The organism is Seonamhaeicola sp. S2-3 (genome assembly GCF_001971785.1).
In the GTDB taxonomy this organism is placed as follows: domain Bacteria; phylum Bacteroidota; class Bacteroidia; order Flavobacteriales; family Flavobacteriaceae; genus Seonamhaeicola.
This window is the reverse complement of the sequence record NZ_CP019389.1, coordinates 2,955,825-2,976,336: the sequence shown is the minus strand read 5'-3', so window position 1 is coordinate 2,976,336 and position 20,512 is coordinate 2,955,825. Positions and strand designations below refer to the sequence as shown.

Annotated in this window: 22 protein-coding genes; 11 read left to right on the top strand and 11 right to left on the bottom strand. The window is 30.4% G+C overall.

The features are described from left to right. Nucleotides 1-26 precede the first annotated feature (26 nt). The 4 genes from BWZ22_RS12950 (at nucleotide 27) to BWZ22_RS12935 (ending at nucleotide 4,906) form a co-directional block, all read left to right on the top strand. On the top strand, nucleotides 27-950 hold the full coding sequence (locus BWZ22_RS12950) for a DUF368 domain-containing protein (RefSeq protein WP_076700621.1): 924 nt from the start codon (nucleotides 27-29) through the stop codon (nucleotides 948-950). Continuing rightward, a complete protein-coding gene (locus tag BWZ22_RS12945; RefSeq protein WP_076700619.1) occupies nucleotides 950-1,969 on the top strand; it encodes a DUF368 domain-containing protein in 1,020 nt (339 codons plus the stop codon). Before BWZ22_RS12950 ends, BWZ22_RS12945 begins: the two co-directional genes overlap by 1 nt. After that, complete coding sequence (locus tag BWZ22_RS12940; protein ID WP_076700617.1) at nucleotides 1,966-2,706, top strand: shikimate dehydrogenase; 741 nt, start codon at nucleotides 1,966-1,968, stop codon at nucleotides 2,704-2,706. The genes BWZ22_RS12945 and BWZ22_RS12940 overlap by 4 nt, the downstream gene beginning before the upstream one ends. Before the next feature lie 175 nt (nucleotides 2,707-2,881). Beyond that, nucleotides 2,882-4,906: a DUF349 domain-containing protein gene (locus tag BWZ22_RS12935; protein WP_076700614.1), complete on the top strand. Its 2,025-nt coding sequence runs from the start codon at nucleotides 2,882-2,884 to the stop codon at nucleotides 4,904-4,906. Between the two features lie 45 nt (nucleotides 4,907-4,951). Here BWZ22_RS12935 and proB read toward each other — a convergent pair whose 3' ends face one another. From proB to BWZ22_RS12885, 10 genes are all read right to left on the bottom strand, one after another. Beyond that, complete coding sequence (gene proB, locus BWZ22_RS12930; RefSeq protein ID WP_076700613.1) at nucleotides 4,952-5,722, bottom strand: glutamate 5-kinase; 771 nt, start codon at nucleotides 5,720-5,722, stop codon at nucleotides 4,952-4,954. 1 nt (nucleotide 5,723) lies between these two features. Next, nucleotides 5,724-6,530: a pyrroline-5-carboxylate reductase gene (gene proC / locus BWZ22_RS12925; protein ID WP_076700610.1), complete on the bottom strand. Its 807-nt coding sequence runs from the start codon at nucleotides 6,528-6,530 to the stop codon at nucleotides 5,724-5,726. A 25-nt stretch (nucleotides 6,531-6,555) separates the two neighbouring features. After that, the gene (locus BWZ22_RS12920; RefSeq protein WP_076700608.1) at nucleotides 6,556-6,747 is read right to left on the bottom strand and encodes a hypothetical protein; all 192 of its coding nucleotides are present in this window, start codon (nucleotides 6,745-6,747) and stop codon (nucleotides 6,556-6,558) included. Between the two features lie 14 nt (nucleotides 6,748-6,761). Then, complete coding sequence (locus tag BWZ22_RS12915) at nucleotides 6,762-7,199, bottom strand: GNAT family N-acetyltransferase (protein WP_076700606.1); 438 nt, start codon at nucleotides 7,197-7,199, stop codon at nucleotides 6,762-6,764. Between the two features lie 344 nt (nucleotides 7,200-7,543). After that, nucleotides 7,544-8,317 (bottom strand): nucleoside triphosphate pyrophosphohydrolase, encoded by a 774-nt coding sequence (gene mazG / locus BWZ22_RS12910; RefSeq protein ID WP_076700604.1) that lies wholly within the window; start codon nucleotides 8,315-8,317, stop codon nucleotides 7,544-7,546. Between the two features lie 217 nt (nucleotides 8,318-8,534). Continuing rightward, on the bottom strand, nucleotides 8,535-9,239 hold the full coding sequence (locus BWZ22_RS12905) for a response regulator transcription factor (protein WP_076700602.1): 705 nt from the start codon (nucleotides 9,237-9,239) through the stop codon (nucleotides 8,535-8,537). Nucleotides 9,240-9,241: 2 nt separating this feature from the next. After that, nucleotides 9,242-10,825: a sensor histidine kinase KdpD gene (locus BWZ22_RS12900; RefSeq protein WP_076700600.1), complete on the bottom strand. Its 1,584-nt coding sequence runs from the start codon at nucleotides 10,823-10,825 to the stop codon at nucleotides 9,242-9,244. Between the two features lie 76 nt (nucleotides 10,826-10,901). Further along, on the bottom strand, nucleotides 10,902-11,489 hold the full coding sequence (coaE, locus tag BWZ22_RS12895; RefSeq protein WP_076700597.1) for a dephospho-CoA kinase: 588 nt from the start codon (nucleotides 11,487-11,489) through the stop codon (nucleotides 10,902-10,904). Next, nucleotides 11,486-12,445 (bottom strand): CdaR family protein, encoded by a 960-nt coding sequence (locus BWZ22_RS12890; RefSeq protein WP_232225169.1) that lies wholly within the window; start codon nucleotides 12,443-12,445, stop codon nucleotides 11,486-11,488. The genes coaE and BWZ22_RS12890 overlap by 4 nt, the downstream gene beginning before the upstream one ends. Next, complete coding sequence (locus BWZ22_RS12885; RefSeq protein WP_076700596.1) at nucleotides 12,445-13,449, bottom strand: glycosyltransferase family 2 protein; 1,005 nt, start codon at nucleotides 13,447-13,449, stop codon at nucleotides 12,445-12,447. The genes BWZ22_RS12890 and BWZ22_RS12885 overlap by 1 nt, the downstream gene beginning before the upstream one ends. A gap of 463 nt (nucleotides 13,450-13,912) precedes the next feature. Between BWZ22_RS12885 and msrA the strand changes: the two genes are divergently transcribed. Next, nucleotides 13,913-14,572, top strand: a complete 660-nt coding sequence (gene msrA / locus BWZ22_RS12880; RefSeq protein WP_076700593.1) for a peptide-methionine (S)-S-oxide reductase MsrA — start codon at nucleotides 13,913-13,915, stop codon at nucleotides 14,570-14,572. A 97-nt stretch (nucleotides 14,573-14,669) separates the two neighbouring features. After that, complete coding sequence (locus BWZ22_RS12875; protein WP_076700591.1) at nucleotides 14,670-15,332, top strand: hypothetical protein; 663 nt, start codon at nucleotides 14,670-14,672, stop codon at nucleotides 15,330-15,332. Nucleotides 15,333-15,407: 75 nt separating this feature from the next. On the opposite strand, the gene BWZ22_RS16805 is transcribed toward BWZ22_RS12875, so the two are convergent. Continuing rightward, the gene (locus BWZ22_RS16805; protein WP_198027616.1) at nucleotides 15,408-15,551 is read right to left on the bottom strand and encodes a hypothetical protein; all 144 of its coding nucleotides are present in this window, start codon (nucleotides 15,549-15,551) and stop codon (nucleotides 15,408-15,410) included. A gap of 31 nt (nucleotides 15,552-15,582) precedes the next feature. Between BWZ22_RS16805 and BWZ22_RS12870 the strand changes: the two genes are divergently transcribed. From BWZ22_RS12870 to BWZ22_RS12850, 5 genes are all read left to right on the top strand, one after another. Beyond that, on the top strand, nucleotides 15,583-16,203 hold the full coding sequence (locus tag BWZ22_RS12870; RefSeq protein WP_076700589.1) for a hypothetical protein: 621 nt from the start codon (nucleotides 15,583-15,585) through the stop codon (nucleotides 16,201-16,203). A 200-nt stretch (nucleotides 16,204-16,403) separates the two neighbouring features. Continuing rightward, on the top strand, nucleotides 16,404-17,675 hold the full coding sequence (kynU, locus tag BWZ22_RS12865; RefSeq protein WP_076700587.1) for a kynureninase: 1,272 nt from the start codon (nucleotides 16,404-16,406) through the stop codon (nucleotides 17,673-17,675). Beyond that, a complete protein-coding gene (locus BWZ22_RS12860) occupies nucleotides 17,668-19,065 on the top strand; it encodes an NAD(P)/FAD-dependent oxidoreductase (RefSeq protein ID WP_076700584.1) in 1,398 nt (465 codons plus the stop codon). The genes kynU and BWZ22_RS12860 overlap by 8 nt, the downstream gene beginning before the upstream one ends. A 6-nt stretch (nucleotides 19,066-19,071) precedes the next feature. Continuing rightward, nucleotides 19,072-19,854 carry an SDR family oxidoreductase gene (locus tag BWZ22_RS12855; RefSeq protein WP_076700581.1) on the top strand — a complete coding sequence of 261 codons (783 nt, stop codon included), beginning with the start codon at nucleotides 19,072-19,074 and terminating at the stop codon, nucleotides 19,852-19,854. A 124-nt stretch (nucleotides 19,855-19,978) separates the two neighbouring features. Further along, nucleotides 19,979-20,509 (top strand): 3-hydroxyanthranilate 3,4-dioxygenase, encoded by a 531-nt coding sequence (locus BWZ22_RS12850; protein WP_076700579.1) that lies wholly within the window; start codon nucleotides 19,979-19,981, stop codon nucleotides 20,507-20,509. Nucleotides 20,510-20,512: the final 3 nt, after the last annotated feature.

The following is a 20,512-nucleotide window of genomic DNA, read 5'->3' as shown; positions in this document are numbered from 1 at the left end:
TGATTTTTGTGCAAAAAGATTAAACTATGCAAAGACGTTTTATTGATTATTTTGTAATATCTCTAAAAGGATTAGCCATGGGAGCTGCCGATGTGGTACCTGGTGTATCTGGCGGAACTATAGCTTTTATTTCTGGCATTTATGAAGAACTAATAACTTCACTTAACAACATTAGCTTCTCTTTATTTAAAACCCTAAAAAATGATGGATTAAAATCTACTTGGAACCAATTAAATGGCAATTTCTTATTAGCCCTTTTTATAGGTATTGGTATTAGTGTTTTATCTCTTGCTAAAGGTTTAGAGTGGGCTATACATAACCACCCAATATTAATTTGGTCTTTCTTTTTTGGTCTGGTTTTAGCTAGTATTATTTTTATTGGAAAACAAATAAAAAAATGGCGACTCATCACAATAATAGGTTTAATTGTTGGAGCATTTGTAGCTTATTATATCACATCTATTCCTTCGTTAAGCGCATCTAGTTCTGGTTACTGGTTTATGTTTTTAGCGGGCGCTTTAGCTATTTGTGCTATGATTTTACCCGGCATATCTGGAGCTTTTATCTTGGTTTTATTAGGAGCATACCAACCTGTTTTAGAAGCCCTAAACAACAAAGATTACAAAACAATTTTAATTGTTGGCATTGGTGCTGTAGTTGGGTTGCTTTCTTTTTCTAAACTTTTAAAATGGTTGTTTAAAAACTATCATAATCTTACATTAGCTATTTTAACTGGCTTTATTATTGGTTCATTAAACAAAATTTGGCCTTGGAAAGAAACCTTATCGTTTAGAACCAATTCAAAAGGAGAACAAATTGCTTTCTTAGAAAAAAGTATTTCTCCATTTTCTTTTGAAGGAAATAACCAATTAGCCTTAGCCATAGTTTTAATGATTATAGGATTTGCAACTATTTTTATTCTTGAAAAACTTGGATCTAAAAAACAGTAATGCAAGGTACTAGAACATTTACAGATAAAATTTTTCTAGTTTTAAAAGGACTAGGTATGGGAGCTGCTAATAAAGTTCCAGGTGTATCCGGAGGTGTAGTAGCTTTTGTTGCAGGTTTTTATGAAGAATTTATTTATTCGCTCCAAAAATTTAATGGCAAAGCTTTTAAACTTTTAATAAACGGACGCTTTAAAAGCTTTTTTCGGTACATAAATGGAGTGTTTATTAGTCTTTTGTTTTCTGGAATGATTATTAGCTACTTTAGTGTTTCTAAATTATTAGACTACCTCATACTTCATTATGAGTTATATGTTTGGAGCGTGTTCTTCGGGATGATAATTGGATCTATTTATTACATAAGTAAAGATTTTGAAGGATGGTGTACTAAAGCATATATTGCGCTTGCAATAGGCATTATTATAGGAGTTAGCATTAGTTTTTTAGCCCCAGCAAAAGAGAATGACAATCTCCTTTTTGTTTTTTTCTGCGGAATGATAAGCGTTTCTGGTATGACTCTACCTGGTTTTTCCGGCTCATTTATCTTAATCTTAATGGGAAATTATGTATTACTTTTGGTAGACTCTGTTAATGCATTATACGATACTATTTTTGACGTGATATCTGGCGATTTTTCATTTATTGATAACGCAGAAAGAATTAGAATGCTAAAGGTTTTAGCCGTATTTACTTTAGGCTCTGTAACTGGTTTAGTAACATTTTCTCATATATTAAATTATGTTTTAAAACACTTTAGAAACATTACACTTTCACTGTTAACTGGTTTTATTATAGGCTCTTTAGGGGTAGTATGGCCTTGGAAAAGAACTGTTTTTCAAACTAACTCAGACGGTTCTTTTGTTTTTGATTCTAGTGGTGAAAAAATTGTAGAAAACTACCAAAGATTTCTACCCAAATTAGAAGGCGATACTTTTTTAGCTATAGGCTTTATTTTAATAGGTATATTTATTGTACTGGCATTAGAATGGTACGGACAAAAAACAAGAAAAATTAAACAATGAATAAATTAGGACTTTTAGGAAAAAACATTGCTTATTCATTTTCAAGAACTTACTTTAAATCTAAGTTTGAAAAAGAACAAATAACCAATACAACTTATGAGAATTTTGATATTGAATCTATAGATTTGTTTCCTTCAATTATAAAAAACACTAAAAATTTAAAAGGCATGAATGTAACTATTCCTTATAAAGAAGTAGTTATACCTTTTCTAGATAAAATAAATAAAAAAGCTGCCAAAATAGGTGCTGTAAACACAATTAAAGTAACAAAAAAGGGAAAATTAGTTGGCTATAACACAGATTATTATGGATTTAAAAAATCTATTGAGCCTCACCTGAAATCGCATCATAAAAAAGCCTTAATTTTAGGAACAGGAGGTGCTAGTAAAGCCATTGCTTACAGCTTAAAAAAGCTAGGAATAAGTTTTCAGTATGTATCAAGAAAACAATCTCAAGGTGTTGGTTTTACCTATCAAACACTAACAACAGAGGATATTAAAAATAATACAGTAATAATAAATTGCACTCCTTTAGGTACTTTTCCTAATATTGAAGAATGCCCTAACATTCCGTACAACGGAATAACTAACAAACACATTTTATTTGATTTGATTTACAACCCAGAAGAATCTACTTTTTTAAAACATGGTAAAGAAAAAGGTGCTACCACTATTAATGGTTTAAAAATGTTAGAATTACAAGCCGAAAAAGCTTGGGCTATCTGGAATTTAAAATAAAATATACGTTTTAATTATGCCCAAATAATTCAAATATTTTAGCTTAAAACGCAACAATAAAAACAAAAAATTATTCACAAACATTAAATCGGCATTCTAAACTTTGTAAATCAATTTAGTTGTTAGTATCTTTAGAAACTTAACAATTTTTTTTGAACCTTAACATTTTTATAAAATGTCTGATGATAATAACAAACTGCAGAACACAGAAAACACTGATAAAAGTAATTTAAACGTAAACGCTAGTGATTTAGATACTAATAAATCGTTAGAATCTTCTGAAGCACAAACAGATGAAAAACCAACCCCTGAAGCTGACGTTTCAGATAATCAAGTGGTTGATAAAACTAATATTGAGTCTGATAAAGAAGAAAAAAGTTTCGAATCTACAGATAAATCAGACGATGAAGTTATCAATGAAATAGAAGAATCTAATGCAGAAGACGCTGAAGATGAAGGCAACAAAGAGCGCCATACCATTGAAGTAAAAGACTATGATTCTATGTCTTTAGAAGCTTTAGCTATAGAGTTAGAAAAACTTCTAAAAAATGAAAAAGTTCAAGCCATTAAATCACACGTCGATAAAATTAATGGTGTTTTTAAAACTAAATTTCAAGCTTTAGTAGATGAAAAGAAAGAGGAATTTATAAATAATGGGGGCCATGAAATAGACTTTTACTACGCATCTCCCGTTCAAAAAAGATACAAAGAAGCTTATAGAAATTATCGTAAAAAACTTAACGAACATTATCAAAATATAGAAAAAACTCTCAAAGATAATTTAGCCAAAAAACTTAAAATTATTGAAGAGTTAAAAGGTTTAATTAACGTTGAAGAAAATATAAATACCACCTACAAGCATTTTAAAGAACTTCAAGAAGAATGGCGTAACACAGGACCTATTCCTAGAGATAAATACAACAATGCTTGGAATAGTTATCACCATCATGTAGAACGTTTTTATGATTTTCTGCATTTAAACAGAGATTTACGCGATCTAGATTTTAAACATAACCTTGACAAGAAACTAAAAATTATTGAGCGAGCCGAAGAATTGGCAAAAGACGACAATGTATTGCGTGCCTTTAGAGAACTTCAGGAGTTACACAAAATGTGGAAAGAAGAGCTTGGTCCGGTTGCAAAAGAACACAGAGAAGTTATCTGGGAAAAATTTAAAGCGGCCACCAAAATAATTAATGATAAGCGTCAAGCATACTTTAAAGAACTTGATAAAGTTTACGAAAAAAACCTTGAAAAAAAGCTTGAAATTATTGCTAAAATTGAAGCAATAACCAACCAAGAAGATGCTAATACTCACAATGCTTGGCAAAAGAAAATTAAAGAAGTTGAAAGCTTAAGAAATGATTTCTTTAACGCAGGCAAAGTACCCATTAAAGTTAATGAAAGTACTTGGGCTAAATTCAAAGAATCTGTTAGAAAATTTAATAGAAAAAAGAATGCCTTTTATAAAAATTTAAAGAAAGAACAATATACCAATCTTCAGAAAAAACTCGATTTAATTAAGGTAGCTGAAGATAATAAAGATAGTGACGATTTTGAAACCATAACCCCTTTGATGAAAAAAATTCAAAGCGATTGGAAAAAAATTGGTCATGTACCTAGAAAAGATAGCGACAAAATTTGGAAACAATTTAAAAATGCCTGCAATCATTATTTTGATAGATTACACGCTACCAGAAATGCCGCCAATAAAGAAAACATTGAAGCTTTTAATAAAAAGAGCGAACTTCTTAACAATTTAAAAACAATAAAACTTAAAGGCGATAAAGAGGAAAATATTAAAACCATAAAAGACCAAATTAACCAATGGAAATCTTTAGGTAGAGTACCTAATGATAAACGCTACATTGAAGGTAAATTTGAAAAAACCATTGATACATTACTTTCTGGTTTAGATATGGATAAAAATGAAATAGAAATGATTAAGTTTGAAAACAAACTTGACACTCTTAACAATCCTGAAGATACCAGAAACTTAGACAATGAACGTGCTTTTATTAGAAAAAAGATAGACGAAGTTAAAGGCGAAATAAATCAACTTGAAAATAATTTACAGTTTTTTACTAATGTTGATGATGATAACCCTTTAGTAAAAGAAGTACGTAACAATATAAAAGCTCACAAAGAATCTTTAAAACTTTGGAAAATTAAACTACAAAAAATTAAAGAGCTTTATTAAAAGCTCTTTAATTTTTGTGGTATTATCTCACCAAGTGTGTTAGGTTTAAAAAGACACTTTAGTTCCTACAGATTTACCTTCAATAATATCTATTATAGTATTTTCTTCTTTTCCATTTGCTATAAAAGTAGGGATGTTATTTGCTGCCGTTTGTTGTGCATAATCTAATTTAGAGCCCATACCTCCTCTACCTTCGCCTTCAGCTTTATTACTTTCTTTAATGTATTTATCTAAATCTTCATTTGGTTCAACATTCTTTATTAAATTACTATCTTCTTCTTCTGGATGACCAGTGTAAACACCGTCTATATCAGTTAAAATAATAAGTTTATCAGCATTTATAAGTTGCGCTATTAAACTAGCTAATTCATCGTTATCTGAAAACATAGACATAGTTACAGAAACAGCATCATCTTCATTAGCAATAGGAATAACACCTTCTGCTAGTAAACCTTCGCAACAATTAATCATATTTTGTCTATGAATTCCGGGGCTAAAATCTCTTTTTGTTGGTAAAACTTGGGCACATTTCATTCCATAATCATGAAAAATATTATAATAAAGTCGCATCATTCGGGGTTGACCAATAGCTGAATAAACCTGACGTCTTTGTGTTTTATCTTCTATTTTAGATTTTCCTAAAACTTCTTTACCTGCTATAACAGAACCCGAAGACACTAAAATTGTCATAATATCACGTTCATAAAGTGCTGCTATTTGCCTAACTAAACCATTTAAAACAGGTCTAACAATTCGGTTGTCTTTGTTGGTCATTACATTAGTACCAACTTTAATAACTATTTTTTCTTTATACATTTTAATATTCTTTTCCTAATTCAATTGCACGATTAAATGCAGCAAAAGCAGCTTCTTTTATTAATTCATTTAGGTTATTATCGTCCATAGAATCTAATGCCGCCCGTGTTGTACCACCTTTTGATGCCACACGCTCCATCCAAGAATTTGGTGATAAATTAGACTGATTAAATAGTTCTACAGCACCTGTAAAAGTTTGACTTACTAAAACAGTAGAATCGTTTTTTGAAAATCCCATTTGTAGTGCCGCCTCCATCATGCTTTGCATAAAATAAAACACATAAGCTGGTCCGCTACCAGAAATACCTGTTGATGCATCTATTAGCTCCTCATTAGATACTTTTATAGACTTTCCTGTGGTATCTAAGAGGCTTTCTACTGTTAGTAGTTCTATTCGAGACACATCATTAGACGCTACATAAGAGGTTAACCCCTTGCCTATTTTTGCTGGTAAATTTGGCATTGCTCTAACAATTTTTTTTAAGCCAGTTATCTCGTTAATTCTTGAAATAGATACTCCTGCCATAATTGAAATAATAATTTGCTGTGGTTTTACTAACCCTTTAATGGCTTTAAATACCTCTTCGGCATGATAAGGTTTTACTGCTATAAATATTATATCAGCTTCGGGTACGCAGTCTTCTAAAGCATCAAATGCATCAAAATGTGCAATTTTGTTTAATACTTCTAGTTTTTCTTCAGACTTATCTAAAACCATTATATTTTTCTTTTTTAAAAGTTTTGATTTAGACATTCCTTCTGCATAGGTAAGTCCCATATTACCTGCGCCAATTACTAGTACTTTCATGTGTTTTATTTAGTTTGATTTATATTTAGATGAATAGCATGATATCATTACAATCTTTAACTTCTCCATAGTATGTTTCTCTGTATTTATGTAATGTTTTTATGGGTAAACCCAAAAAGTACTTTTTTATGTAGGTAACCTTTGTAGTTAATTCTCCCATTTTTACTGTGTATCTTTTTTCGTAAGTTGTTTTTCTTTTTACTTTTAAAATTTTCATGTTGTTTAATTTGATTATCGCTCTAATCGCATTTCTATATTTCTTGCTTTAAAACCTTGATTTTCAAATAAGCCTATTACAGGATTGTCTTTATTAATATGTATTGCTATATCTCCTTTACAATACTTTATGGTATGTTTAATTAGTTTTTTGGCAATTCCTTTTTTTCTAAAACCTTTTTTTACAGCTAAATACACTAATATGTTTTCTGAGAGGTATTCATTCATACCGGTTCTGTTTACTACAACAGCTCCTAGAATTTCATTTCTATCTTCCATAACAAACACGTAACCGCCTAAACCAGGTAGTTCTTTAGCTGCATACTTAATAGACTTTAGTATGGCACTTTTAGAATCTTTAAATGTTCCAGAATTATCGTATATAAAGTTTGTGATACTATTAATATCAATTATTGATAGCCTTGAAAAGGCATCAAAGGTTTTTATAATCATTATATAAATAGGATTATGATTAAGTCTATAAAACGAATAGACCCAATAGAAAGGTTTACAAAACTAAATGGTATGATTTTGCTTAATATCTTAAGCAAATAAAAGTTACGTTAGTATAAATGAATATTGCAATTTATAATGCAGGAGGAATGAATTTATCTGACTGATTTCTAAAAACTAGAAAATTAAAGTTGAAGATTCTGTTATTTCGATTTTCATTAATTCCTTTTACCATGCTGCAAAACTACAAAAACAAGCCTCTAATAGCAAATTAGTAATGTTAAGATGGTTTTAAATTAATTTTTTGGGTATTAGGCACCCTTATTATGTGTGTTTAACTAGCATTAAAGTTTCTTGGCTTCTTCCCAAAACACATCCATTTCAGCAAGCGTCATATCTTTTAATGGCTTGTTTAAAGATTTGGCTTTTTCTTCTAAATATTGAAAGCGTTTAGAGAATTTTTTGTTAGTACGCTCTAACGCGTTTTCTGGGTTTATATTTAAAAATCGGGCATAATTAACCATAGAGAACATAACATCTCCAAATTCACTTTCCATAGCGTCTTTATTTCCTAACTTAATTTCGTGCTGAAATTCTTGTAATTCTTCCTGAACTTTTTCCCAAACTTGTTCTGGTTTTTCCCAATCAAAACCTACACCTGCTACTTTTTCTTGAATACGGTTAGCTTTAACCAAAGCTGGTAAACTTTTAGGTACTCCTTGAAGTACACTTTTATTTCCTTCTTTTAATTTTAAATTTTCCCAGTTGCGTTTTACATCGTCTTCATTTTCAACATCAACATTGCCATAAATATGCGGATGCCTACTTATAAGTTTTTCACAAATTTGATTGCAAACATCGGCTATATCAAAATCATTAGTTTCACTACCAATTTTAGAATAAAATACTATGTGCAGTAACACATCTCCTAATTCTTTCTTTACCTCTTCTAAATTATTATCTAAAATAGCGTCTCCAAGCTCATAAGTCTCTTCTATGGTAAGATGCCTTAGTGTTTCCATGGTTTGTTTTTTATCCCACGGACATTGCACTCGTAATTCATCCATTATAGTTAACAATCTATCAAAAGCTTGTAATTGGTCTTGTCTGCTGTTCATGCTATTAGTTTTTTGTAAAAGTAGCATTTTTGATGGGTTTGATTAAAGAAATATATGGTTAAAACATAATAAAATACTTAACTACAATTTCTTAATTTAACCAAAACATCACTACTTAGTTTAATGTTAAAACCAAACTTAAAAATGAAATAAAAAAATCCAACAACACTAAGAAAACTGTGTTGTTGGATTATATATATTAAACTGAATTTTACTATTATTCGTTTACAACAAGCCTAAAACCTTCACCATGAATGTTAAGTATTTCTACTTTTTCGTCAAGTTTTAGGTACTTACGTAATTTGGCAATGTATACATCCATACTACGCGATGTGAAATAATTATCGTCTCTCCAAATTTTTGTTAATGCTAATTCTCGTGGCATTAAGTCGTTTTCATGTAATGCTAACAAACGTAACAATTCATTTTCTTTAGGCGATAATTTAACGGGTTCGCCACCATTAAAACGTAAGAAACGTAGTTTAGAGTTTAAATGAAATTTACCTATTTTAAACTCAAATTGTTTACTATCAGAAATGGTTTCTGTGGCTTTACGTTGTATGATTGCTTTTATTTTCATTAAAAGTACTTCGCTATCAAAAGGCTTGTTTAAATAGTCATCTGCACCTACTTTATACCCTTTTAAAACATCTTCTTTCATTGTCTTAGCGGTTAAAAATATTATAGGTACATCGGTATTTTTCTCTCTAATTTCTTTAGCCAATGTAAAACCATCTTTATAGGGCATCATTACATCTAGAATACACAAATCGAAATCGTCTTTTTTAAATTTCTCAAAACCTTCCATTCCGTTCTTTGCATGAGTTACCTCATAGTCATTCATCATTAAATAGTCTTTAAGAACGGTTCCGAAGTTAGGGTCGTCTTCTACTAATAAAATTCGTTTTTTTTGTTCTTCCATTTTTATGATATTAAGGGAAGCTTAATTATAAAAGTGCTTCCTTTTCCTTTTTCACTTTCTACTGAAACATAACCTTGATGATCATCTACAATACGTTTAACGTAAGCTAAACCTAATCCATGACCTTTTACGTTATGTATATTTCCGGTGTGTTCTCTGTAAAATTTTTCGAACACACGTTTGGCAGCTGCTTTACTCATACCGCTACCATGATCTTTTATTTTTAGTAAAATGTTGGTACCAACATTTTCTGTATATACTTCTATTTTTGGTGCATCTGGAGAATACTTAATAGCATTATCCAGTATGTTAACTATAACATTGGTAAAGTGGGTTTCATTTGCTAAGACTGATGATTTACTAGCATCTAAAAAGGTTTTTATATAACCTTGTCTGTCTTCTACAATAAGTTGTACATGCGTAATAGCATCTTCTATTAAATCATGTAACCTTACCCTGTCTTTACTAATATTTAGTTCATTTTTTTCTAGTTTAGATATTCTTAAAACGTTTTCAACTTGAGCGTGCATACGCTTGTTTTCTTCTTTAATCATTAAAAGATAACGTTTTACTTTGTCTTTATCATCAATTATTGCAGGATTTCTTATAGCATCTAAAGCCAAATTAATGGTGGCTATAGGTGTTTTAAACTCATGTGTCATATTATTAATGAAATCTGTTTTTATTTCAGATATCTTACGCTGTTTTATAAGCTGGTACAATGCACTTGAGTATGCTATTACTATAATTGACGTAAACACTATTGATAGCAAAATCATGCCAATAATAGATGATAAAATAAAACTTTTATCATTAGGGAAATTTACTAAAAGTTTATATTGACTTTGATTGTTTTCATCATAAAACACAGGTACTTTAAATGTAGACTCTTCATTATTTTCAAAGTTTTCACTCTGTACTTTGGTTGCTAAACCGTTTCCGTAAATGGCAAATTCAAAGTCTAAATCAATGTTATCTTCTTTTAGTTTTTTAGACAACATGTCTTCTATAACTTCTTTTGAAACCCTTTTATGAATAGGAATGGTTTTTGCCCAAGCTTTAAAATTCTTTTCAAAGTAATTTTTTTCAGCTTCTTTAATCCTACCACTATTCATAATGTTTATAATAGGATTTTTACTTTTACTTAAATCTTTATCACTTATCAAGTCATCTCCTTTATAAACTTCTAAATTTGATGTTCCCGTAATTCTTTGAATTGCAACACTATCTAAACCGATGTCAAAGAGCGACGAAGTTAATTTATAGTTTTCTTCTAAAACTCCACTTCTATAAATAAGCGCTTCTTTTGTATTATTGTTTTCTTGATAAATAAATAATTGCGAAACTGCCGTTGAATCAACTTCATTTTCTTGAGAAATTAATTTTTGGTAAGTTTCAAATTTTTCATCAAGCTCATTAGTTTCTATGGTATTAGAAACATAATAAAGCGCATTATTTACATTAAAATTAAAACGTTCTTTTTCATTTTTAACAGAATCGTTTATAAAATACGCTTGAACGAAAATTATCCCTATTAAAGATAGACTCATTAAAATTACCAATAGGATAAATTTTCTTTTACTCATCAATCAAAATTAACATTTTAACATTTAGCTTACCTATGTTTTAACCTTACCTTAACAAAAATGTTAAAATCTTAAGTTAGGCAATTTTTTTTAAAAGTTTTTTATGAATACTATCCGCTTGATTTAGTGCGTTTTGTAGTTTAATGTTTTCTACAACAAAATCTGATAGTTTTATTTTTTCTGCATCAGTCCATTGATTTTTCATGATGGCTTCTATTTTTTCTTTAGTAGTATTGTCTCTTTTTAAAAGCCTTTTTACTCTTATTTCTTTTGGGGCTGTTACGGTTATAACAAAATCACATTGTTTATGCCCTCCGTTCTCAAACAAGATAGCTACTTCTTTAATTACATATGGTGCTTCTTGTTTTAAAGTCCACTTTTCAAAATGTCTAGCAACTCTAGGGTGCACAATGGCATTCATTTTTTGTAAATACAACTTATCATTAAAAATAATATTAGCAATAAAAGGCTTATTGAGTTTACCATTAATGTAAGCTTGCGCTCCAAAAAGCTGAATAAGTTTTCGTTTAATAACTTTAGACTTGTTCATTAGCTTTTTAGCTTCTTCATCGGCAATATAAACTGGAACTCCTAAACTTTTAAAATGTTTAGCAATTGTAGTTTTACCGCTTCCTATGCCTCCTGTTAACCCTACAATAATCATTTTGTAATTATAAATTCTATTTGATGCTGATTGATTTTGGCATTTTTAACTATGCTTGGATATGAAACTAATTCTGGAACCAAAACCGATTGGTTACTTGTTATTTTTGCATAATCACAAACCACATTAAAGTCATTAACCTTTATAGTACTAAAGTTATTTAGGCTCACATAATATGATACGTTAACCTCTTTAGGAAAATATTTTAACTTAACACCCTTTGGAATATTAATAATCTTAACAGGTATTTTTAAAGTACCTTCTGTGAATTTTTCTACTGTTGCTTTTAAGTTTACAGAGGTATTAGAAAATTTTAAATCTAAACTGTTGTCTGGCAGTTGTATTGGCACTTTCTCATTTAAATTAGTTCTAATATCATTTAATACAATTTCTTTAGTTTCTAAATATTCTATTTTAGAAACCAAAACATGCGGACCTATTACGGTAATAGAGTCTGGTTCTAACAAAATTGGATTATTAGTATTATAACCTGCACTAAATTTTATATTACCTTTTAACTTAACAGGAACTTTTTTTACCATATTAACATCATATCTAAAAATTAGTGTGTCTGGAGATATGCTTAATATTTCAACTTGTTTGTCAAATTGGGTATTATTTAAATAAGCTTTAGATTTATTGTATATGTATCTTGAGTCCTTTTTGGTTACATCTTTAGAAAAATCAATAGTTACTTTAGGTTTTTTAAAATAATAATTAAGCCATTTAAAACCATGTGTTTTAAGTGTTATATCTAACGTTGCAGAATCATTTAAAATAACTTGTTCTTTAGGAACATTTACTTTATCTATTTTAAATGCAATTGTATTGGTATAATCTTTTGATAACTTAGAAAAAATTAAAATTACAAACGAAAACAACAAGAATAATAGAAAAACATTTATTCTTTTATTCTTAATGGATGCTGATATTTCTGATTTTATTTTTTTTATCATTACCGTTTAAAAAACAATTTAGGGAAATACGTTTCTGGATCTTTATTTAATACACCAACAGCCCAAGTAGATTTTAAAAACCCATACCCATACCCTACAAATTGAATGCAAATTGCCACTATAGCCTGTACAGAAACTATTAAACTTTTTGTATTTATTAAAGCCAATACAAAAGCTAATACAAAGTACAATAAATATAAATAAAAGCCCCCTTTAAAATTGAACAAAAAGAGCACTAAAGCCAACACAAAACCAATACAAAACATAGTTGGAAACCAATATGTTATTTTTTTAGTTGAAGGATGCCATTTGTTTAAAATGGGTCTTACTAGTCCAAATTTATTAACTTGAGTATAAAATTTAGACCATGAAATTCTGCGTTTATGATACACTTTAGCCTCTGGAATGAGTTTGGTTTTAAAACCTAAATTCCAAAGTCTAATAGACAAATCGGGATCTTCACCGGGGTGAATGTACCCAAAACCTTTTGAAGCATTAAACGCCTTTTTTGAAATACCCATATTAAAACTTCTAGGTTGAAAGGTATTTACACTATTTTTGTTTCCTCTTATACCACCAGTAGTGATAAATGAAGTCATAGAGAAGTTTATAGCTTTTTGAAGATTGGAAAAAGATTCATGAGCTGCGTCCGGTCCGCCAAAGCAATCTACATAGTTTTCTGACAAACTTTTTTCTACCGCTGTAAGGTAGTTTTTGGGTAAAATAACATCGCTATCTAGTATAATAAAGTAATTGCCCTTTGCTTTTTGCATACCGTAATTACGTGAATCTCCCGGACCTGAATTTTCTTTAAAATAATATGAAATGTTAAGTTGTTCATTAAATAGCTCTACCACTTTTTTTGAAGTAATTGATGAGCCATCTTCTACAATAACAATTTCAAAAGGTGTATTGGTTTTAAGTTCCTTAAAGCTTTGTAGAAGTTCTTTAATTTCGTCAGGTCTGTTATATACCGGAATTATAAATGAATACTGTAATTGCATGTAACGTTTAAGTTGTGTCTTTGCGTTAGGGATTGCAGCAAGTTACCATGTAACGCGGAAAGCCCGACCTGAAAGGTAACGCCCAAAAATATTTTAATTTATAATAGATTGAGTCGGCCTAAAAATAGGTTGACAGTTTTAATAAAATTTAATTTAACTAGAGAAGTTTCTTTCTCTGTTTTTTGTGTATAAAGTTAGGGGTTTTCTAGTTAAGACTCAAATGAAGTCTTTTGTTATTATGGGCTTCTATAAATTGTTTTGTTAATTGATTGCGCCGTTTGCAGTTATAACGTTTGTAAATTAAAAATTCTTGTTATTTTTATCTTTGTAATTGGTTGATTATCTATCAATTTGTTTTAGAAGGTATCAATATACAATTTCAAACCTTTACCTGAGTAATGATTTTTTTTTTGCAATAAATTGTTAAGGTTACAAAGTTTTAACGTCTTAAATAAAAAAAATTATGAAAACCTTAATAGCCCTTTTAGTTATCACTTTATGTTTTAATTGCAAAAACAATGCACAAACAAATCAAAAGCAAGAAAGCGTTATTAAGGCTAAACCTGTTGAAGTTCCTATACAAAACGGAAAAGCCAGAGCTTATTTTGCTAGTGGCTGCTTTTGGTGTGTAGAGGCTATTTATGAAAGTGTTAAAGGTGTAGATGAATCAATATCTGGTTACGCAGGCGGACATACAGATTACCCTACCTATGAAGCCAGCAATACAGGGCGCACAGGGCATGCAGAAACTGTTGAAATTATTTACGACCCCAATATTGTAAGTTTTGAAACTTTAGTTGATGTTTATTTTGCATCACAAAACCCAACACAGGTAAATGGTCAAGGTCCAGATCATGGTTCTCAATACCGTTCTATTATTTTTTACCAAAACGAAGCACAAAAACAAATTATTTTAAAAAAGAAAGCGGCTTTAGCTAAAAAATTAAATGCTAAAATAGCTGCTGAAGTATATCCGTTTCAAAAGTTTTGGGTAGCCGAAGATTACCATCAAAATTTTGAACGCTTACACCCTAACCACCCTTATATTCAAGGCACATCAATACCACGTTTAAATAAGTTTAAGTCTAAATTCCCTAAAGAATTACTTAAAGAAGCTCATTAAATTTATTTTTTTTGTAGGATTTTCGCTATATTAGCTTGACAATGGATTTGAGTTGTTGAAACGACACATATTCTTAAAATTATTCCCAATCTAAAAAATGAAAAATCCGAATTCCATATTTGAAAAAAAATTGAGCGAAACTTACAAGCTTTTAGTGGAATTGGAAATATTAAAAAGTGATATTCAACATTTATCAAATACAGAAAAAGAATATTTTAAAATTGCTGTAGATAAATCAAAATTTCTTTATAGAACATATTTTAATTCAGTAAAACTTTTAGTCTTGGACATTCATAAGATATTGAATCCAAAGGAGCATTTTAGCTTAAAAAAGACTATAAATTTTGCAAAATCCAATATCAATAAAATTGAATGGAAAAAACAAATGACTCAAGCTGATTTGAGCCAAATAGAGTTTCAAATAGATGATTTAATTGAACGTAATCTTAAAAAGGTAAAAACCTTAAGAAATAATCGATATGCTCATTTAGATAAAAATAAAGATACAATTGAATACGATTTACGGTTAATCAATGTGTATGAAACTATTGAAAAATCTGAGATAATTTATAAAAAACTTTTATCTCATTTTAAAGGATCTGATGTGATTTTCAATATATGGAGAGAACCACCAAATGAAATAATTAGTTTATACAAATATCATAAGATAAGAAAACTGTTATTAAATAAATTTTTGAAAAATGAATGGAGTGATGATTTTGACCAAATTTGGAAAATATTAAATGAAAAGCTAACGTAGAGCAACGTATATAGTAAATAGTAGAGCTTGTGCATAAACCCAAATTTTGATATTTAGCTTGTTTTATGGTAAAAATTAATCTTTATTTTGCCTGCTAATTGCCGTATTTAACACGTTAAACAAATCACCTAAATCATACATCTCACTTTTGGCGTGTACTTTAACTTTTTCATTCCAAGTAGCCTTGTTAGTTTTAAAATAATGTTCGGTATTACTCATGTTAATTATATATTTACAGAAATTCTAAATTATGAAAAACTTATGTTTTGCTTTTATATTATTGCTTTTAGGCTTTTCTTGTCAAAAGGAACCAACCGTTACTCAAAAAATTGCCAATGCCCATGGGTTTGAAAATTGGGATAAGGTTACCAATATTTCATTCACTTTTGGTGAAAAAAGAAGTTGGAAATGGTCTGTAAAAACCAATGACATCATTTTAACTACAAAAGAAGACACTATAAGCTATAACCAATCAGCATTAGATAGCACATCTTTAAAAGCAGACCGCGCCTTTATAAATGATAAATTCTGGCTTTTAATTCCGTTTCAACTAGTATGGGACAAAACGGCTTCGGTATCTGAAATGGCAAAAGAAACAGCCCCCATAAGCAAAACATTAATGAACAAAATAACAATAACCTACCCTAACAATGGTGGCTACACCCCTGGTGATGCATACGATATTTTTTTTGATGATGATTATATTATTAAAGAATGGATTTTTAGAAGAGGAAACACTAAAGAACCTTCATTAATTAACTCTTTTGAAAATTACCAAAACTTTAATGGTATTAAAATTGCACAAAACCATAAAACCCCTGACGGTAAGCAAGTTGCTAAACTTACACATATTAAAATTAATTTAAAATAATTTTACTTTTAGCTGTAAGGTTAACATCTAAATACCGACTAATCACGTATATAAAGTATAACATAATTTTTCCGCATTAGCGTCTATATATATCAAAGCGTATCAATCAATGGTTGATGCGCTTTTTCATTTGTATTTTGTACTGTTTCTTTCTAAATTTATATTGCTTATTTTTGTTAGAAACCGAAAACTAAAAAACCTTGTCTACTTATAAATTAGGTCTTGATTATGCTTTAAAACTAGACCAAAATGATTCCTTAGCGCATTTTAGAAATAAATTTTATCTTCCAAAAGACAAAGAAGGAAATGAATTTATTTACATGACAGGCAACTCTTTAGGGCTTCAACCCAAACAAACTAAAGCCTATGTAAATCAAGAGCTTGAAGATTGGGCTAATTTAGGTGTTGAAGGGCATTTTGAAGCTAAAAATCCGTGGCTATCATACCATGAGTTTTTAACCAAAAGTATGGCTAAAGTGGTTGGAGCAAAACCCATTGAAGTGGTGGTAATGAATACCCTTACTGCCAACCTTCATTTTATGATGGTCTCATTTTACAAACCCACAAAAACACGTTACAAAATTCTTATTGAAAGTGATGCGTTTCCTTCTGATAAATACGCCGTAGAGTCACAATTACGCCATCACGGGTTTGATGATAAAGAAGGACTTATTTTATGGAAACCTAGAAAAAATGAAGAACTTCTTCGCTATGAAGATTTAGAAAACATTTTAAACCAACATGGTAACGAAATAGCCCTAATAATGATTGGTGGTGTTAATTATTATACTGGTCAGTTTTTCAATTTAAAACGCATTACAGAACTTGGGCATAAACATGGTTGTATGGTAGGGTTTGATTGTGCTCATGGTGCTGGCAACGTTAAACTTAACTTACATGATTCTGGAGCAGATTTTGCCGTTTGGTGTACCTATAAATATTTAAATGCGGGCCCCGGAAGTTTAGCCGGATGCTTTGTACATGAAAAACATGCTTATAAAAAAGATTTAAACCGTTTTACAGGTTGGTGGAGCCATAACAAAAACACACGTTTTAATATGCGAGATGAATTTGACCAACTTCCAGGTGCCGAAGGTTGGCAATTAAGCAACCCTCCTATTTTATCAATGGCAGCCATAAAAGCATCGTTAGATTTATTTGATGAAGTAGGGTTTGATAAACTTGTGGAAAAATCTAAAAAATTAACAGGATACTTAGAATTTTTACTAAAAAATTTGGGTGAAGATGTTATAAAAATTATAACACCAAAAAACCCCAATGAACGCGGTTGCCAATTATCTATTCAGGTTAAAAAAGCCGATAAAACATTACACAACAAATTAACCAAAGCTGGTGTAATAAGTGATTGGCGAGAACCCGATGTCATCCGTTGTGCTCCAGTTCCTTTATATAATTCTTTTAAAGATGTTTATTATTTAGTTGAACGATTGAAAGCTATTTTAAATGCATAAAAAACAAAACATACTCATTATAGGCGCTGGTTTATGTGGCTCCTTATTAGCCTTACGTTTAGGGCAACGTGGTTTTAATGTTACCGTTTTTGAAAAACGTCCAGACCTTAGAAAAGTTGATATTTCTGCAGGTAGATCTATAAATTTAGCATTTTCTAACCGTGGTAATAAAGCCATGAAGCTTGTTGGTTTAGAAAGCAAAGTAAAACAACTTTGTATCCCCATGGATGGGCGGATGATTCACGATATTCATGGCAACACCTTTCAATCAAATTACAGCGGTAGAGATCATGAATACATCAACTCCATTTCTAGAAGCGATTTAAACGCGCTCCTTTTAAATGAAGCCGAAAAACATGAAAATGTAAACATTTATTTCAATAAAAAGTGTAAATCGGTAAACTTTGAAAAAACAACAGCTCTTTTTAAAGATTATCAAACAAAAAATGAGTTTATTGAAGATGCCGATGTAATTATTGCCACAGACGGTGCGGGTTCTGTAATGCGTAAAAGTTACTATTTGGGTAAAAAATTCTTGTTTAGTTTTTCTCAAAACTATTTAACACATGGATACAAAGAACTCAGTATTTTACCTAAGTTAAATGGCGGATATAAAATTCATAAAAACGCACTTCATATTTGGCCTCGTGGTAGTTTTATGCTCATTGCTCTGCCAAATTTAGATGGTAGTTTTACGGTTACCTTATTTTTAAGTTATGATGAAGGTGAATATAATTTTAGCAATCTAACAACTGAAGCTAAGGTTTTAGAGTTTTTTCAAAAAGAGTTTCCAGATGCATTAGCGGTAATGCCCAATTTGTTAGATGATTTTTTCACCAATCCAACAGCGCCTTTGGGTACCATAAAATGTTCGCCTTGGCACTACAAAGGCAATACCCTTTTAATGGGTGATGCAGCCCACGCCATTGTGCCTTTTTATGGTCAAGGCATGAATGCTGCCTTTGAAGATGTGGTTGTGTTAGATACAATTTTAGATCAACATAAAAACAATTGGGAAACTATTTTTAAAGCCTACGAAAGCGCCAGAAAAAAAGACACCGATGCCATTGCAGATTTAGCTATAGACAATTTTCATGAAATGAAAGATCATGTTGCTAATCCTATATTTCAAGAAAAACGCAAAATAGAAATGGCTTTAGAAAAGGAATTTCCAAAAGATTACGCATCAAAATATAGTTTAGTAACTTTTAATGAAAACACAGGTTATAGAGAGGCAATGCTAAAAGGACGTGCACAAGATAAAGCCATTTTAAACATGTTAGCTGATAATAGTATTTCTATAAAAGACGACATAAACATTATTTTAGAAAAAGTAAAAAAAGAAACCGAAGCCATTCTTGAAGACGACAGAATAGCTGGACTTAAATAAAATACTATGAATTTAAACTTAAATAACAAAAATGCCCTAGTATGTGGTAGCACACAAGGTATTGGTAAAGCTACTGCTATTGCATTAGCTCAAGAAGGTGTTAATGTAACTCTTGTTGCTAGAAATAGAGAAAAATTAAAAGCTGTTTTAGCTGAATTACCGCAACACAGAAATCATAGTTATATAGTTGCTGATTTTTCTAAACCTAGAGAATTACAGGAACAGGTTATAAAGTTTATTGATAAAAACTACGGATTTCATATTGTTGTAAACAACACAGGCGGCCCAAGAAGTGGCGATATTTTAAATGCTAGTTTAGATGAGTTTGAAAACGCCTTTACTATGCACATTAAATGCAATCATGTATTAGCACAAGCTACCATTCCTTTTATGAAAAAAGAACAGTTTGGTAGAATTATTAATATTATTTCTACCTCTGTTAAAGAACCCATTCCTATGCTAGGAGTTAGCAATACCATTAGAGGTGCCGTGGGTAATTGGAGTAAAACCTTATCTATTGAAGTAGCACCCTTTGGCATAACAGTAAATAATGTTTTACCTGGCTTTACAGAAACTGAAAGACTCCATGAAATTATTAAAATTAAAGCCACTATTGAAGAAAAAACACCTGATGAAATGGCTGAAATAATGAAAAATTACACCCCAGCAAAGCGGTTTGCTAAACCAGAAGAAGTAGCCAATGCTGTAGTGTTTTTAGCTAGTGATTGCGCTGGCTATATTAACGGAATTAACATACCTGTTGATGGTGGACGAACAAAAAGTTTGTAACTTTAAACATAGTAAATATTTGCGTGAAGGATTGAGGTATTGTTGAAGCTCTTTTTGTTTTAGAACAAAAAAGCGACTACCGAAAGCCTGACCTGAAAGGGCACGCCCAAAACACATAAAAATTATGAGTAAAAGTAAATTAGTTTCTCCTATAAATTTTAAAGCTTGGATTGATGAAAACCGCCACTTATTAAAACCGCCAGTAGGTAACAAATGTGTGTGGAAAGACGGCGAATATATTGTTATGGTAGTTGGTGGCCCCAATAATAGAAAAGATTACCATTATAATGAAACTCCAGAATTTTTCTATCAAATAGAAGGTAATATGGTGCTAAAAATAATGAACAACGGTAAACCCGAAGATGTTCATATTAAAGAAGGTGATATTTATTTGCTACCTGCCAAAGTACCTCATTCGCCACAACGTAGTGCCAATACCGTTGGATTAGTAATAGAATATCCGAGGTCTAAAAAAATGAAAGATGCCTTAGAGTGGTATTGCGAAAACTGTGACAATTTATTATACCGTAAGAAATTTAAATTAGACGATATAGAAACCGATATGCCCGTGATTTTTGATAAATTTTACAGCAGCGAAAAAAAACGAACTTGCAAAAAATGTGGTACTATAATGGCGCCTCCTAAGAAAGTTTAGAAT